Raw genomic sequence first — 16185 nt, 5'->3', positions numbered from 1 at the left:
TATGTTTTTTTTAGGGAGAGAATACAGTGAAGAAAAAGATTTTAAAAGTAGCAACAGCTTTAACAATTATGGGTGGAATTGGATTAAGCGGACAAGGTACTACAGCAAATGCTGAAGTAGCTGTGAAACAACAAGCTGCTCCTGTTACATTTAAAGATGTACCAGCAGGACATTGGTCTTATGAAGCAATTCAAACTTTAGCAGAACATGAAATTATGCTTGGTTACGGAAATGGTGTGTTCGGTTTTGGACATAACGTAAATCGTGAACAAGTAGCCGCTTTAATTTATCGCGCACTAGATCTTGATGAACAATTTGGTGAAGATGAGGTATTAGAAAGCCCGTATAATGATATTGTTGATGACAACTCAACGATGTTTCCTTTTGAAGTTTTAGCAGTAACAGAATTAGGTATCTTTACAGGTGACGAGAATGGAAACTTCAGACCAAAAGCTACGTTAACACGTGCAGAAATGGCGCAAGTTCTTACGAGAGCATTTGGGTTACAGGTACAAGGACCAGCAGGATTTAAAGATGTACCAAAGGGACATTGGGCAGAAAATGCGATTAATGCAGTAGGTTCAAATGGTATTTCAGTAGGAGATGGAAAGGGTAACTTCGCTCCGAACATGAAAGTAACACGTGAACAATATGCACAGTTCTTATTTAACTCAATGTTTGAATAAATAATAAAAAAGGAGCCGGTGTTGTATAACACTGGCTTCTTTTTTATGTGTAATGCCGGTGGAAGAATACAGTTTTGTAAAAAAGTGATTAAATTTTCAAAAAAAACTTCCTTTTCTGAAGATTTGTTATATAATATAAAACATAAAATCAAATCTGTTATAAGACAGTTTAAGAAGGGGATGCTAATATGTCGACGCAAACTTCACGGGTTACACTGGCCGGAGAAATGTTACCAGCGTACAACGAAATATTGACACCTGAGGCGCTTAGTTTTTTAAAGGAACTGCATGAAAATTTCAATGAACGCCGCACGGAACTTTTAAAAAAGCGTGTGGAGAAACAAAAAAGAATTGATGCAGGGGAGTTTCCTACGTTTTTAGAAGAAACAAAGCATATACGTGAAGGGGATTGGACAATTGCCCAGCTTCCGAAAGATTTAGAGGATCGCCGCGTGGAGATTACTGGGCCGGTGGATAGAAAGATGGTCATTAACGCTTTAAATTCAGGAGCACATCTTTTTATGGCAGACTTTGAAGATTCGAATGCACCAACTTGGAGAAATGCTGTCGAAGGTCAAATTAACTTACGAGATGCGAATAAGGGAACGATTTCACATAAAAATGAACACGGAAAAGAATATCGTTTAAATAGTAAAACAGCTGTATTAATTGTGCGTCCGAGAGGGTGGCATTTAGAAGAAAAACATATGCAAGTTGACGGCAAGAACATGTCTGGCAGTTTAGTAGATTTTGGTTTGTACTTTTTCCATAATGCGAAGACGCTTTTAGCAAAAGGAAGTGGCCCATACTTTTACTTACCGAAAATGGAAAGTTACTTAGAGGCAAGATTATGGAATGACGTTTTCGTATTCGCTCAAAAGTATATCGGTATTCCGAACGGAACGATTAAAGCGACTGTGTTAATAGAAACGATTCACGCTTCATTTGAAATGGATGAAATTTTGTATGAACTAAGAGATCATTCTGCTGGTTTAAACTGCGGACGATGGGATTATATATTTAGTTTCTTAAAGAGCTTCCGTAATCATAATGAATTTTTACTTCCGGATAGAGCGCAAGTCACGATGACAGCGCCGTTTATGCGCGCGTATTCTTTGAAAGTTATTCAAACGTGTCATCGTCGTAATGCGCCAGCAATCGGAGGGATGGCGGCGCAAATCCCAATTAAAAATGATCCAGAAGCAAATGAGGCAGCTTTCGAGAAAGTGCGTGCTGATAAGGAGCGCGAAGCTTTAGACGGTCATGATGGGACTTGGGTTGCCCACCCGGGACTTGTACCGGTTGCAATGGAAGTATTTAATCACATAATGAAAACGCCAAATCAAATTTTTAGAAAGCGTGAAGGAATACGTGTAACAGAAAAGGATTTATTAGAAGTACCGATGGGAACGATTACAGAAGGTGGTCTTCGCACGAATATTAACGTCGGTATTCAATATATTGCATCTTGGTTAAGCGGGCGGGGAGCAGCTCCAATTTATAACTTAATGGAAGATGCAGCAACAGCAGAAATATCAAGAGCACAAGTATGGCAGTGGATTCGTCATGAGGGTGGAAAGCTAAGTGATGGCCGTAATATCACTTTTAAATTAATGGAAGAATTGAAAGAAGAAGAACTAGCAAAAATAGAAAGAGAGATTGGTAAGGAAGCATTTAATAAGGGGAGATTTGAAGAAGCTACAAAACTGTTTACAAACCTTGTTCGTAATAACGAGTTCATGCCGTTTTTAACATTACCGGGTTATGAAATTTTATAAGAAACAAGAAAAGGGGATGGAACATATGAAAAACGAAAGAATTGATAAATTGCAGGAAAGCTGGGAATTAGATACGCGCTGGAAAGGGATAACACGTCCATATACAGCTGAAGATGTAATTCGTCTGCGCGGATCGATTGATATTGAACATACGTTAGCGCGCTGCGGTGCAGAGAAGCTTTGGAAATCACTTCATACAGAAGATTATATTAATGCACTTGGGGCATTAACAGGAAACCAAGCGATGCAACAAGTGAAGGCTGGATTAAAAGCAATTTATTTAAGCGGTTGGCAAGTAGCGGCAGATGCGAACCTTTCTGGACATATGTATCCTGACCAAAGCTTATACCCAGCGAACAGTGTGCCAGCTGTTGTAAAACGAATTAACCAAACACTTCAACGTGCTGATCAAATTCAGCATATGGAAGGTAACGGTGATACGGATTATTTCGTCCCAATTGTGGCGGATGCTGAAGCTGGGTTTGGTGGACAGTTAAACGTATTTGAATTAATGAAAGGGATGATTGAAGCGGGTGCATCTGGCGTGCACTTTGAAGACCAATTATCTTCAGAGAAAAAATGCGGGCATTTAGGCGGAAAAGTATTATTACCGACGCAAACAGCGGTGCGTAATTTAATTTCGGCACGTCTTGCTGCGGATGTAATGGGTGTACCAACAATTATCGTCGCAAGAACAGATGCAGATGCGGCAGATTTAATTACGAGCGATATCGATCCAGTTGATCAAGAGTTTATTACAGGTGAAAGAACGCCAGAAGGGTTTTATCATACGAAAGCAGGTCTTGATCAAGCAATTGCACGTGGTTTAGCGTATGCGCCGTATGCAGATCTCGTTTGGTGTGAAACGTCGGAGCCAAATTTAGAAGATGCAAAACGCTTTGCGGACGCAATTCATAAGAAATATCCAGGGAAGCTACTTGCTTACAACTGTTCCCCTTCTTTTAACTGGAAACAAAAATTAGATGAAAAAACGATTGCAAGCTTCCAAAAAGAAATTGCATCGTACGGTTATAAATTCCAGTTCGTAACGCTTGCTGGATTCCATTCATTAAATTACGGCATGTTTGAATTAGCGCGTGGTTATAAAGAGCGTGGCATGGCAGCGTACTCTGAATTACAACAAGCAGAGTTCGCAGCAGAGAAATACGGTTACTCTGCAACGCGCCATCAACGCGAAGTAGGAACAGGATACTTTGATGAAGTAGCACAAGTAATTACAGGCGGTACTTCATCAACGACTGCTCTAAAAGGATCCACAGAAGAAGAACAGTTTACGAAATAAAGGTATAAGTAGGTGCCCCAAAAAAAATTTTGGGGCACTTTTCTTATTTATTATTACGTCGCTGACATTGTTAAACTTTGTCGGAAAGTTGATGTGATTTTATTTGTCGTCGTATTGTGGGACGTTCACTTCTATTTAAAATATCCAATCCAATATAGTGAATATACCAACGATAGCAGTAAAAAGAAGGAATGCGAATAATGATAGACAGCCCCATGTAAATAGTTTGTCTTTCCATGTTTCTTCATAATCATCAATTAGTTCCTCTATCACTTTTTTCTGCAATGGCTGTAAGGGACGTTCGGTTTGTAGTCCTGTAATAATGTTATAATCTCCTTTGAATTTTAAAGCACGTACAATATGATAAGAGTCGTTTCCCATCGATTTTTCAAATTGTAGACATGCCGCGTGCATAACATCTGTTTTCTCTTTTTCAAGATACCAATACCGTCCAGCCATTTCTGGGTATTGTAATGTAAAGTAAATGTCACCGAGTTTTTTCCTAAGTACTAATTCATTCGGATAAGTAGTGATTAATCCGTGTAATCTATCTCTTGCTTTTCCAAGGTTGTTATTTTCAATATCTTTTTCAATTCTCTTTAATGTTTTTTCAGGGATTATTTCTGCCATATACGCCTCCTTATTAGAATAGGTGTGGTTATATTTTATAAGAAATACTAAAATTTAGAAATTTTATTTTTAAAAAGATTGTACATTCTATTTTAAGTGTGTTATGATAATACCAGTTGAATAATTAAATTAAGCAATCCATATATTATCAAATGCCGAAAACAAACGGGAAAAAGTATGTGAGAACTAGTTTATGTTTCGAATTTGATAATGTGTGGATTCTTTTTTTATACATGAAGACTAAATAAAATGTATTTTCGTAGGAGGAAATAATTATGACAGTTACAGGACAAGTAAAATGGTTTAACAACGAAAAAGGCTTCGGTTTCATCGAAGTTCCAGGCGAAAACGATGTATTCGTACATTTCTCTGCAATCGAAACTGATGGTTTCAAATCTTTAGAAGAAGGCCAAAAAGTTAGCTTCGAAATCGAAGATGGCAATCGTGGACCTCAAGCTAAAAACGTAATCAAACTATAATTTTATAGTTTATTATAGAAAAAAGGATGGCTTATGCCATCCTTTTTTTTGTTGTTGAGATATACGATATTTATATTAGTAATAAAGACAGCCTAAAAAGTACGATTGAAGAAATAAAGGCGTACTCGAAAACTTATGAAAATGATAAAGTGACGGTAATTGATTTGAGGAAGTCTCATTCTCGGTATTTAGATCAAGAACCATATATAATCATAGTACAGGTTGAAAGAGATACAGAGAATCTTGGAAGAAAAAATAGTAGGTTTTTTTGAGGGTGAAGAAGAATGAAGGAAATGGTAATCAGTATGTAAAAAGGCTTTCCCGTAAAGGAAGGCCTTTTAGTGTTCTTTCACAGCTTTTTTCTTTTCACGTTTCTTGCATTCTGGACATTTAGATTTACGAAAAGGCTTCGCGAAGAACAGTAAAATAAAAAATAAACCGAATATAATACTCGCTGAATTTTTTACGATAACAATGCTACTATTTTTCATTTGAATTGTTGGATGATCTTGCTTTTCTTCCATGAGAGACCTCCGTATATTTGATTTATATTTTAATTATAGCAAAATTAATTGCTGTAATTATATGAAAAGGGGAATGTGTTAAACATATTACAAATGATATAAATTCTTTTTTCGTATATAGAATCCTTTTTTTATACAGATTATTCCTTTAATATTCACATATCATTATTAACAAATTTGTATTATATTTGATTTATTATAAGTATTTGTAAAGAATCGCATAATGTAAACCATTTCCTTTTCGTAGGTGCTACTATAAAAGGGAAATGAAGAAGGGAAATTAAATAGCAATCGAAAATTAAAAAAAGAGAGGTGAAAAATCTGTTACTAACAAAAGAGCGAGTATAGATAAAAGTATTCTTAGCGTGCAAAAACTACATACTCTAAGGATATACATTTGCCTATATTTGTAGTAGCAGACAGTAGACTATGGAAAGTAAAGTAGAACGTTATGTCGAAAACTATGTTGTAAGCAAAAATACAATGGCCTTACTTCCTGTTGTTCTAGGAGAAAAGAAAGTTGTTACGCGAATTGTAGAAATGGAAGATTCTTTTTTCGTATTTCAAAAGCCTCTTGATATTATAGAGAGAAGTTGCCGGAAGCATGGTTCTAGTTTCTTTGGAAGAAAAGAAGGAACGAAGGAGTTAACTCGTATTACACATAAAGCTCCTATCGCAATTAGCCCGACAGATCAACTTTATTTTTTCCCTACGTATTCTTATTCTCGAAAAGAGTGTGCGTGGTTATCTCATTTTCATATTGAAGATAATAAAGAATTAAAAGATGGAAATCTTATTATTAGATTTATAAATGGTTTCGCTGTGAAACTAGAAATGTCAAAAAGTAGCTTTGAAAATCAGCAAAATCGTACAGCGAAATTGCGGACAGAGTATGAAGATCGTAAGAAAAAACAAGGAAATCCTTGCTTTAAAGAGATTGATAAAAATGAAGAATCTAAATTAACACCAGCATATGAGAAAGTGTATTTTGTGAAGGAAGGCGAAGTGTGAGAGGAAAAGGATGGGGAGACTCATCCTTTTTGATTTTGTTATATATACTATTTGCACGGTAAGATTCATAAATAAAACAAGGTTAATTTCCTGAATTTTCGTTCTCTAATAACTTAAGGTGATATATATAATTACAATATAAGGGTTATTTTCCTAAATATACTTAATGTAGTGTGATTATATATCGTTTTATATTCGCGGTATACAGGATAGTTCTTTCCTTATTATATAAAAAAGGGGGCTGTTATGTTGAAAAGGACCATGTTATTTTGGGCGCAATATATTCTTGTTTTGCCTATATTATTTCTTACCTTTATGTTTACTGGTTTCGTTGGCAGTCAGTTAATGATAGGTGCTGATAAACAACATTTTATTTTTACGCCTCAAAATGCAACAGAATATAGTCAAATTAGTGAAATTGATAAATTGCTATTTGCTTTTTCAATTCAACCAGTTGTCACCATAGTATTTCTTCTATCGATTGTGTACGTACTGACACTTATTGTCTTTCAAATTATTGAATGTAAGAAGGAAAAAAAGATATTACATAGTTTACAATATATGGTTCTCATACCGATTTTTCTTTACTTGTGGTTAGGAATAATGCAATTTTCCGCAGTTGATTTAACTTGGATAGATAATTGGCAAGAGCACCTTATATTCACTCCTACTACTATAACGAATGAGCAAGATATATATATGATTGATAAGTTTTTATACAAATTTCGAATGTTACCTATTCCAAGTACAGTATTAATACTATCTTTCTTATATTTATTAATACTTATCGTGATTGATAGTATACGCTTACTAAAAAAGTTTCTTGTAAGAACTAGTCATTAGAAAAGGAGAATTGTTTGAAGGTATAACAATTATTTGTCATTACTCATTTCCATACAGGTAGAAATAACCTTACGCGTAGTAAGGTTTTTTTGAAACTACAGATTGACACTTTCTGTAGTTTCTTCTTTTTTATAATATGTAACCGTTAAGTTATAATCTGTGCGTGGTGTCTAAATTATTCTCATGTCTTGTCGAATATTGAAAGATTATCATAGCATAATAATGAAGGAATTCTAGCGAATGATATGGAAACTTTAATAAATACATCTCCATATGTCGTATCTACCATTTCCTCTTTCATTTAAGCGATGATACAGTAGAGGTAGTAATTAGAGTAAAGGGGTAAAGTGTAGAATGGATTTTCAAACGATCAAAGAGTATTTTTCACCAGAAAATATGGATCATATTGTTGAAAGTTATCGTGCGTTCGGACCGCTTCTCGGTATTGGCTTACCGATGATAGAGGCGCTTATTCCGGCATTGCCACTCATTGTGTTTGTGTTGGCGAATGCTGTTGCATTTGGTTTTTGGTTCGGTTTTCTTTATTCATGGATTGGGTCAGTAATTGGTGCAATGCTTGTATTTTTCATTATTCGTAGCTTTGGAAGAAGTCGTTTCTTTTCTTTTGTAAATAAGCATGAGAGAGTGCGAAAAGCGATGGGATGGATTGAAAGAAAAGGGTTCGCGCCAATCTTTGTTATATTTTGTTTTCCGTTCACACCATCTGCGCTTATAAATGTTGTAGCTGGTTTGTCTCGCATTAGCGTAAAACAGTTTGGACTAGCATTAGCATTTGGAAAGCTTGTTATGATCTTTATTTTAACGTATATCGGTCATGATTTAGCGTCATTTATTCATAAGCCGGTGAAATCGGTTATTGTGGGCGTTGTTATTTTTATTTTATGGTATGTCGGTAAAAAAATTGAAGTAAAGTTAGAACTACATTAGGAAAAGTCTTCTTTGTAAAGATAAGCTTCATCATTAAAGGGCGAGGGGAGAAGCGAATGAAGAAAACTTTGAAAAAAGAAGGGCTAGAGTGGGTAAGAACAATTTTAATTGGTGTACTATTAGCTGTATTTTTTCGAACGTTTTTCTTTTCAACGTACGTTGTAGAGGGGAAGTCAATGATGCCGACATTGCAAGATGGAAATATGCTCGTTGTGAATAAGGTGAGTTATCAAGTAGGGGACTTGAATCGATTTGATGTCGTCGTTTTTCATGCGAATAAAAAAGAGGACTATGTAAAGCGGATTATCGGTTTACCTGGGGATCATATCGAATATAAGCATGATAAATTATATATAAACGGACAATTCGTGGATGAACCTTATTTAGAGACGTATAAGAAAGAGACAAATGGACGGCAATTAACAGGCGATTTTAAACTAGAAGAGTTAACGAAAGAAAAGTTTGTACCACCCGGTTCTATTTTTGTAGTTGGTGACAACCGCCTTGGTAGCTGGGATAGTAGGCACTTCGGTTTTGTGAAAGCTGATACAGTTGTCGGTAAAGTTGATTTACGATATTGGCCGATTCAAGAGGTACAAACGAATTTTTCAAAAGGCTGATATAATAAAATGAAGTATAAGGAAAAGACAAACGAGTATGTTTGTCTTTTTTATCGTCCTATAATACAATTGTGATAGCAAACTAACGTTCGTTATGTAAGTGAAAGGTGGGGTTTCATGTCACTTCGATTTGTGATTGGTAGAGCTGGAAGTGGAAAAAGTACACTTTGTTTACACGAAGTGCAAGAAGAGTTAAAACAGCGCCCAAGAGGGAAAACAATATTATATCTTGTGCCAGAACAGATGACATTCCAAACGCAGCAGGCGTTAATTGGGAGCGAAGATGTAAGAGGTTCTATTCGGGCACAAGTTTTTAGTTTTTCGCGATTAGCGTGGAAGGTGCTGCAAGAAGTTGGCGGAGCGAGTCGTCTTCATATTGATGAAGCTGGTGTACATATGTTGCTTCGTAAAATTGTAGAATCTCGTAAAGATGGACTATCTGTGTTTCAAAAAGCAGCGGAGCAAAACGGTTTCTTTGAACATCTTGGTAGTATGATTGCTGAGTTTAAACGTTACAATGTGACGCCGTCTAACGTATATGAAATGTGGCAACAATTAGACACGCATAGCAGTAGTGCAGAGCAAAAGCTACTAGCGAATAAAGTGTATGATTTACAGTTACTATATGATGATTTTGAACGTGCTTTAATCGGAAAGTATTTAGATTCAGAAGACTACTTACAATTATTAATTGAGAAGCTTTCAGACTCTGAGTATGTAAAAGGCGCGGAAATTTATATAGATGGATTCCATTCATTTTCTCCTCAAGAGTTAGAAATCGTTAGAGGGCTAATGAGATTAGGAACTAGAGTAACAATAACATTAACGATAGATGAAAAAACGTTAGCGCAGCCAGTGAATGAACTAGATTTATTTTATGAAACGACGTTAACGTATGAAAGAATAAAACAAGTAGCGCGTGAAGAGAAAATAGAGGTTGAAAAAACAATTCCACTTATGAAACAGCCGCGTTTTCATTCGCAAGCATTAGCACATTTAGAAATGCATTACGAAGCGCGTCCAAATGAAAAATTTCACGGCGAAGCGAGTGTGACAATTAGTACAGCAGCTAATTTACGAGCTGAAGTAGAAGGTGTTGCTCGTGAAATTCGAAGACTTGTGGCGACTGAAGACTATCGTTACCGAGATATCGCAGTCCTTCTTCGTAACGGAGAAAGTTATTACGATGTAATGCGAACGTTATTTACGGATTATAATATCCCGCATTTCATCGATGAAAAACGCCCGATGTCACATCATCCGCTAGTAGAATGTATTCGTTCGGCTTTAGAGATTATTAGCGGAAATTGGCGTTATGATGCAGTGTTCCGCTGTGTGAAAACAGAACTTTTATATCCACTAGACGTAAGAAAAGAAGCGATGCGCGAAGAGATGGATGAGTTCGAAAACTACTGTTTAGCGTACGGTGTACAAGGGAAGAGATGGACTTCTGAAGATCCGTGGATGTATCGTCGTTATCGTTCTCTTGATGATGCGAGCGAAATGATAACAGACAGTGAGCGTGAAATGGAAGAGAAAATAAATCGACTTCGCGACGTTGTAAGAACGCCAGTTATTCGTATGCAGAAAAGACTGAAGCGTGCTGGAACAGTTATGCAAATGTGCGAAGCGGTATATTTATTTTTAGAGGAGCTTGACGTTCCGAAAAAACTAGAGGCATTACGTATTCGTGCAGAAGAAAGCGGAGATTTCTTATTTGCGACAGACCATGAGCAAGTATGGGAAGAAGTGATGAGTCTTCTTGATACGTTCGTTGAGATGCTTGGCGAAGAGAAGATGTCCCTGTCTATGTTTACTGATGTAATGACGACAGGTCTTGAGGCACTTCAATTTGCGAACATTCCGCCGTCACTAGATCAAGTGTTAGTTGCTAATATTGATCATTCTAGATTATCAGATATTAAAGCGACGTTCATTATTGGCGTAAATGAAGGCGTGATTCCAGCAGCACCTATGGATGAAGGTATGCTTTCTGATGAGGAAAGAAATGTTCTCACCGCTGCAGGTATCGAATTAGCACCAACGACGAGACAAACTTTATTAGAAGAACAGTTCGTTATGTATCAAATGGTGACGAGAGCATCTGAGAAGTTATACATTTCCTGTCCGCTTGCGGATGAAGAAGGAAAGACGTTACTTGCTTCTAGTTTTATTAAGAAAATAAAAAGAATGTTCCCTGATGTGAAAGAATCGTTTATTACGAATGATGTAAATGACTTATCGCGTTCGGAACAACTCTCATATGTAGCAACGCCAGAAGTAACTTTGTCTTACGTCATGCAGCAACTGCAAACGTGGAAGCGATACGGATTTGAAGGCAATTTAGACTTTTGGTGGGACGTATATAACTTCTACGTTACTTCAGATGAATGGAAGCAAAAAAGTAGCCGTGTGTTATCGAGTTTATTCTACCGAAATCGTGCACAGAAACTAAGTACAGATGTAAGTAGGGATTTATATGGAGATACAATTAAGGGAAGCGTTTCTCGTATGGAACTATTTAATCGCTGTGCGTACGCTCATTTCGCTCAGCACGGTTTATCGCTAAGAGAGCGCGATATTTTCAAACTTGATGCGCCAGATATCGGTGAATTATTCCACGCGGCGCTGAAGAGAATTGCAGACAAGCTATTACGTGAAAATCGTACTTGGGCGGATTTATCAATAAAAGAGTGTGAGCACCTTTCTGCTTTAGTAATAGAAGAAATTGCACCATTATTACAAAGACAAATTTTATTAAGTTCAAACCGTCATTTCTATTTAAAACAAAAACTACAACAAATCATTTTCCGTACATCACTTATTCTTCGTGAACATGCGAAGTCGAGTGGCTTTGTACCAGTTGATTTAGAAGTACCGTTCGGTATGGGTGGTACTGGATCGCTTCCGCCAATGGAATTTGCGTTGCCAAATGGCGTGAAGATGGAAGTAGTTGGCCGTATTGACCGTGTTGATAAGGCGGAAGATGAGAGTGGTACGTTCCTTCGTATTATTGACTATAAATCAAGTTCGAAAGCGTTAGATTTAACAGAAGTGTATTACGGACTCGCACTTCAAATGTTAACGTATTTAGATGTTGTTACTTCAAATGCACATACGTGGATGAAAAAGGGTAGTACTGCATCACCGGCGGGTGTATTGTATTTCCATATTCATAACCCGATTGTTGAGATGAAAGGCGATGCATCTGAAGAAGAAATTGAGAAAGAAATTTTAAAGAAATTTAAAATGAAAGGGCTCGTACTAGGAGATGCTGATGTTGTGCGTTTGATGGATAATAAACTTTCAACAGGAAGCTCTGATATTATTTCTGCTGGTCTGAAAAAAGATGGTAGTTTTAGTGCGCGTTCTAGCATTGCAAGTGAACAAGAGTTTAACGTACTTCAAAAATATGTACACCACTCGTTTGAAAATATCGGAAAAGACATTACAGAAGGTGTTATCGATATTGCTCCTTACAAAAAGGGGAATAAAGCGGCATGTACGTTCTGTAACTTCAAATCTGTTTGTCAATTTGATGAATCACTTGAAGATAATCAATTCCGTACGTTAAAAGATATGAAAGATAGCGAAGCGATGGAGAAAATTAGAGAGGAGGTTGGCGGAGGATGATAGAAAATTGGCCTCAGAAACCAGAAGGTAGTCAATGGACAGATGACCAGTGGAAAGCGGTTGTAGCGAACGGACGTGATATTTTAGTCGCAGCGGCAGCTGGATCAGGGAAAACAGCGGTATTAGTTGAACGTATTATTAAAAAGATTATAAGGGAGGAAAATCCAGTCGATGTCGACCGCCTGCTCGTTGTAACATTTACGAATGCAGCAGCGCAAGAAATGAAAAATCGAATTGGGGAAGCGTTAGAAAAAGTATTAATTGATGGGCCAGGTTCACAGCATATAAGAAAGCAGCTTAGCTTATTAAATAAAGCTTCCATTTCTACAATTCATTCATTTTGTTTACAAGTTATTAGAGGATATTATTACATGCTTGATGTCGATCCTCGTTTTCGTATTGCGAACCAAACAGAAAATGAGTTATTAAAAGAAGAAGTGCTAGATGACATATTAGAAGAAGAATATGGAATCGAAGATAATAGTATTTTCTTTGAACTAGTTGATCGTTATACGAGTGACCGTAGTGACGATGACTTACAACGAATGATTTTAGCGCTTCATACAGAATCAAGAGCGCATCCAAAACCGGAGAAGTGGCTTGATAAATTAGTAGAAGCATACGACGTTGAAGGAAAGACGATTGAAGATTTAGTGTACGCTTCTTACTTATTAGAAGATGTGAAGTTTCAGCTTGAAACAGCGGAAAAGCATATTCGTAAGGCGACTGAACTCGCAATGCTTCCTGATGGTCCAGCGCCTCGCGTTGAAACTTTACAAGCGGATTTAGCTTTACTTGGAACGTTATCCTCAGCAGCGCGTGGATCGTGGACAAGCGTTTATGAAGCGATGCAAAATGTATCGTGGCAAACGTTAAAGCGTATTAAAAAAAGTGATTACAACGAAGATGTTGTAAAACAAGTAGATTCTCTTCGTAATAAAGCGAAAGATGAAGTGAAGAAATTACAAGAAGAGCTATTTAGCCGCAGACCCGAAAGTTTCTTACGAGATTTTCAAGATATGCATCCTGTATTAGAAAAACTCGTGAAGCTTGTAAAAGTATTTACAGAGCGTTTCCAAGCGATTAAGCGAGATAAAGGAATGGTCGATTTCACAGATTTAGAGCATTTCTGTTTGCAAATTTTAAGCGAGCAAAGTGAAGACGGTGAAATGAAGCTGTCAGCAGTAGCACTTCAATATCGTAATAAATTTGCTGAAGTACTAGTTGATGAATATCAAGATACGAACTTCGTACAGGAATCAATTATTAAATTCGTAACGAAAGATTTTGAGAGTGAAGGAAACTTGTTCATGGTTGGTGACGTAAAACAGTCAATCTATCGTTTCCGACTAGCAGAGCCTGGTTTATTCTTAGGAAAATATAAACGTTTCACACAAGAAGGATCGGGCGGCGGAATGAAGATTGACTTAGCGAAAAACTTCCGTAGCCGTCATGAAGTGCTAGCAGGTACGAACTTTATTTTCAAACAAATTATGGGCGAAGAAGTCGGCGAAATCGATTATGATGCTGACGCTGAATTAAAGCTAGGTGCTAGCTATCCAGAAGGTGAAGATGTAGCGGCAGAGCTATTATGTATTCAGCAAACTGAGGAAGAAGTGCAAGACGGTGAAGAAGGTGCCGAAGTAGAAAAAGCGCAGCTTGAAGCTCGTCTTATGGCGCAGCGTATTAAAGCAATGGTCGATTCAGGCTATGCAGTGTATGATCGTAAAACTGATAGTATGCGCCCAGTGCAATATCGTGATTTCGTTATTTTACTTCGCTCCATGCCATGGGCGCCGCAAATTATGGAAGAGTTAAAACTACAAGGAATTCCGGTATATGCTGACCTTGCGACTGGTTACTTTGAAGCGACAGAAGTAAATATTATGATGAACGTATTCCGCGTCATTGATAACCCGATGCAAGATATTCCGCTTGCAGCTGTACTTCGTTCACCGATCGTTGGACTAAATGACGAAGAACTTGCGACGCTTCGTGCTCACGGAAAGAAAGGCTCGTTTTATGAAGTAATGAGCTCATTCTTAAAAGGAGCGCCGCTTGAAGAAGAACAAGAACTGCATGATAAATTAGAGTGGTTTTATAAATTACTGCAAGGATGGCGTGAATTTGCGCGTCAACAATCTCTTTCCGATTTAATTTGGAAAGTGTACGGTGAGACAGGCTATTACGACTTTGTCGGCGGTTTACCAGCCGGAAAGCAAAGGCAGGCAAACTTACGCGTACTATATGATCGCGCAAGACAATATGAAGCAACATCGTTTAGAGGATTATTCCGCTTCTTGCGCTTTATTGAGCGTATTTTAGAACGCGGAGATGATATGGGAACGGCGAGAGCTCTTGGGGAACAAGAAGACGTTGTTCGCATTATGACGATTCATAAAAGTAAAGGGCTAGAGTTCCCAGTCGTATTTGTAGCTGGACTTGGTCGCCGTTTTAATACACAAGATTTAATGAAGCGTTTCTTACTTCATAAAGATTTCGGTTTCGGTTCACAATTTATCGATCCGCGTAAACGAATTAAATATACGACATTATCGCAACTAGCGATTAAGCGTAAAATGAAGATGGAATTAATTGCGGAAGAAATGCGCGTACTATACGTAGCGTTAACACGTGCAAAAGAGAAGTTAATTTTAATTGGAACGGTTAAAGATGCAAATAAAGAAATGGAAAAATGGCTCGATGCAAGAGAGCATAGTGAATGGTTATTACCAGATCATATACGTGCCGGAGCGTCATGTTATTTAGATTGGATTGCACCTTCATTATATAGACACCGTGATAGTGAAATGCTTCTTGAATTAGGACAAGGGAATATTCCAGGCGAAATTTATGAATATAGTGCTAGCTGGAAAGTAGAAGTTGTTGAAGGAAAAGATCTACTTGCACCAGAACCAGTTCAAGAAGAGAAACAAGAGTTATTAGAAGCGCTTCGCGATAAAAAAGCTGTTCCGTTAGAAAGTGAACGGAAAGAAGAAGTGTACGACAGATTAATGTGGAAATACGGGTATGAGGACGCAACATCTCACCGTGCGAAACAGTCTGTTACAGAAATAAAGAGAAATTATCAATCTGAAGAAGGTAGCGATAACGCCTTTATTAAGAAACTCCGTGCACCAATTAAAACACGTCCGCGCTTTATGGAGAAAAAAGGGCTAACATACGCAGAGCGAGGGACAGCAGTTCATGCCGTTATGCAGCATGTAGATTTGAAGAAACCAATTACGATTGAAGTTCTTCAAGAACAAATTGCAAGAATGGTAAATAAAGAACTATTAACATTTGAACAAGCTGAAGAAATAGCGATTGAAAAAGTAATTTCATTCTTTGACAGTGACTTAGGTAAAAGGGTATTAGCAGCAAAAAGTGTTGAACGTGAAGTACCATTTACGATGATGCTTTCAGCAGAAGAAGCATATCAAGATTGGCAAGGGAAGAAAGGTGAATCAATACTTGTCCAAGGGGTTATCGACTGCATGATCGAAGAGGAAGATGGAATTACTTTAATCGACTTTAAAACAGATACGATTGAAGGAAAGTTCCCAGGCGGATTTGATCAAGCGAAACCAACTTTAGAAGACCGATACAAAGTGCAGCTTTCACTATATGCAAAAGCACTCGAGAAAAGCTTAAAACATCCTGTGAAAGAGAAATGTTTATACTTCTTTGATGGGAATCATGTTGTAAATATTGAGGAATAGAGCTTAGA

The 16185-nt window shown here is 37.3% G+C and carries 12 protein-coding genes and 2 pseudogenes; 12 read left to right on the top strand and 2 right to left on the bottom strand.

Annotated features, from left to right (window positions below):
• Positions 1-26 precede the first annotated feature (26 nt).
• From NSS74_RS18090 to aceA, 3 genes are all read left to right on the top strand, one after another.
• Complete coding sequence (locus NSS74_RS18090; protein ID WP_002030312.1) at positions 27-686, top strand: S-layer homology domain-containing protein; 660 nt, start codon at positions 27-29, stop codon at positions 684-686.
• A 188-nt stretch (positions 687-874) separates the two neighbouring features.
• Entirely contained in the window at positions 875-2464 is a 1590-nt protein-coding gene (aceB, locus tag NSS74_RS18085; RefSeq protein ID WP_016101566.1) for a malate synthase A, read from the top strand.
• Between the two features lie 25 nt (positions 2465-2489).
• The gene (aceA, locus tag NSS74_RS18080; RefSeq protein ID WP_002140795.1) at positions 2490-3767 is read left to right on the top strand and encodes an isocitrate lyase; all 1278 of its coding nucleotides are present in this window, start codon (positions 2490-2492) and stop codon (positions 3765-3767) included.
• Positions 3768-3902: 135 nt separating this feature from the next.
• Here the strand turns inward: aceA and NSS74_RS18075 are convergent, their stop codons facing one another.
• Positions 3903-4397 carry a DUF6584 family protein gene (locus tag NSS74_RS18075; RefSeq protein ID WP_002140797.1) on the bottom strand — a complete coding sequence of 165 codons (495 nt, stop codon included), beginning with the start codon at positions 4395-4397 and terminating at the stop codon, positions 3903-3905.
• 275 nt (positions 4398-4672) lie between these two features.
• Between NSS74_RS18075 and cspA the strand changes: the two genes are divergently transcribed.
• Both cspA and NSS74_RS18065 read left to right on the top strand, forming a co-directional pair.
• Positions 4673-4876 carry an RNA chaperone/antiterminator CspA gene (gene cspA, locus NSS74_RS18070; RefSeq protein WP_002011282.1) on the top strand — a complete coding sequence of 68 codons (204 nt, stop codon included), beginning with the start codon at positions 4673-4675 and terminating at the stop codon, positions 4874-4876.
• Positions 4877-4902: 26 nt separating this feature from the next.
• Positions 4903-5164 (top strand): annotated as a pseudogene (locus NSS74_RS18065) (hypothetical protein).
• 50 nt (positions 5165-5214) lie between these two features.
• On the opposite strand, the gene NSS74_RS18060 reads toward NSS74_RS18065, so the two are convergent.
• Positions 5215-5400 (bottom strand): hypothetical protein, encoded by a 186-nt coding sequence (locus tag NSS74_RS18060; protein ID WP_002011281.1) that lies wholly within the window; start codon positions 5398-5400, stop codon positions 5215-5217.
• 302 nt (positions 5401-5702) lie between these two features.
• On the opposite strand from NSS74_RS18060, the pseudogene NSS74_RS27970 reads away from it, so the two are divergent.
• The 7 genes and pseudogenes from NSS74_RS27970 to addA form a co-directional block, all read left to right on the top strand.
• A pseudogene (locus NSS74_RS27970) lies at positions 5703-5780 on the top strand (RNA-guided endonuclease TnpB family protein); the annotation flags it as partial.
• Between the two features lie 49 nt (positions 5781-5829).
• Positions 5830-6411, top strand: a complete 582-nt coding sequence (locus NSS74_RS18055; protein ID WP_002011279.1) for a competence protein ComK — start codon at positions 5830-5832, stop codon at positions 6409-6411.
• 246 nt (positions 6412-6657) lie between these two features.
• Complete coding sequence (locus NSS74_RS18050; RefSeq protein WP_002140800.1) at positions 6658-7254, top strand: DUF4306 domain-containing protein; 597 nt, start codon at positions 6658-6660, stop codon at positions 7252-7254.
• A 354-nt stretch (positions 7255-7608) separates the two neighbouring features.
• On the top strand, positions 7609-8202 hold the full coding sequence (locus tag NSS74_RS18045; RefSeq protein WP_002140801.1) for a TVP38/TMEM64 family protein: 594 nt from the start codon (positions 7609-7611) through the stop codon (positions 8200-8202).
• Between the two features lie 56 nt (positions 8203-8258).
• Positions 8259-8822 (top strand): signal peptidase I, encoded by a 564-nt coding sequence (lepB, locus tag NSS74_RS18040; RefSeq protein ID WP_002011277.1) that lies wholly within the window; start codon positions 8259-8261, stop codon positions 8820-8822.
• A gap of 117 nt (positions 8823-8939) precedes the next feature.
• Positions 8940-12455, top strand: coding sequence for a helicase-exonuclease AddAB subunit AddB (gene addB / locus NSS74_RS18035; RefSeq protein ID WP_002140802.1), 3516 nt, complete (start codon positions 8940-8942; stop codon positions 12453-12455).
• On the top strand, positions 12452-16177 hold the full coding sequence (gene addA / locus NSS74_RS18030) for a helicase-exonuclease AddAB subunit AddA (RefSeq protein WP_340814036.1): 3726 nt from the start codon (positions 12452-12454) through the stop codon (positions 16175-16177). Before addB ends, addA begins: the two co-directional genes overlap by 4 nt.
• Positions 16178-16185: the final 8 nt, after the last annotated feature.

Source organism: Bacillus sp. FSL E2-8868 (assembly GCF_038005505.1).
Taxonomy (GTDB): Bacteria; Bacillota; Bacilli; order Bacillales; family Bacillaceae_G; genus Bacillus_A; species Bacillus_A mycoides.
Note: the sequence above shows the minus strand (reverse complement) of the source record. Positions and strands in the feature narration are given on the sequence as shown.

What these genes read in the sequence shown, in the direction of transcription:
- aceB (WP_016101566.1), top strand. Translation starts at nt 875, where the DNA reads ATGTCGACGCAAACTTCACGGGTTACACTGGCCGGAGAAATGTTACCA.
- aceA (WP_002140795.1), top strand. Translation starts at nt 2,490, where the DNA reads ATGAAAAACGAAAGAATTGATAAATTGCAGGAAAGCTGGGAATTAGAT.
- NSS74_RS18075 (WP_002140797.1), bottom strand. Translation starts at nt 4,397, where the DNA reads ATGGCAGAAATAATCCCTGAAAAAACATTAAAGAGAATTGAAAAAGAT.
- cspA (WP_002011282.1), top strand. Translation starts at nt 4,673, where the DNA reads ATGACAGTTACAGGACAAGTAAAATGGTTTAACAACGAAAAAGGCTTC.
- NSS74_RS18060 (WP_002011281.1), bottom strand. Translation starts at nt 5,400, where the DNA reads ATGGAAGAAAAGCAAGATCATCCAACAATTCAAATGAAAAATAGTAGC.
- NSS74_RS18055 (WP_002011279.1), top strand. Translation starts at nt 5,830, where the DNA reads ATGGAAAGTAAAGTAGAACGTTATGTCGAAAACTATGTTGTAAGCAAA.
- NSS74_RS18050 (WP_002140800.1), top strand. Translation starts at nt 6,658, where the DNA reads ATGTTGAAAAGGACCATGTTATTTTGGGCGCAATATATTCTTGTTTTG.
- NSS74_RS18045 (WP_002140801.1), top strand. Translation starts at nt 7,609, where the DNA reads ATGGATTTTCAAACGATCAAAGAGTATTTTTCACCAGAAAATATGGAT.
- lepB (WP_002011277.1), top strand. Translation starts at nt 8,259, where the DNA reads ATGAAGAAAACTTTGAAAAAAGAAGGGCTAGAGTGGGTAAGAACAATT.
- addB (WP_002140802.1), top strand. Translation starts at nt 8,940, where the DNA reads ATGTCACTTCGATTTGTGATTGGTAGAGCTGGAAGTGGAAAAAGTACA.
- addA (WP_340814036.1), top strand. Translation starts at nt 12,452, where the DNA reads ATGATAGAAAATTGGCCTCAGAAACCAGAAGGTAGTCAATGGACAGAT.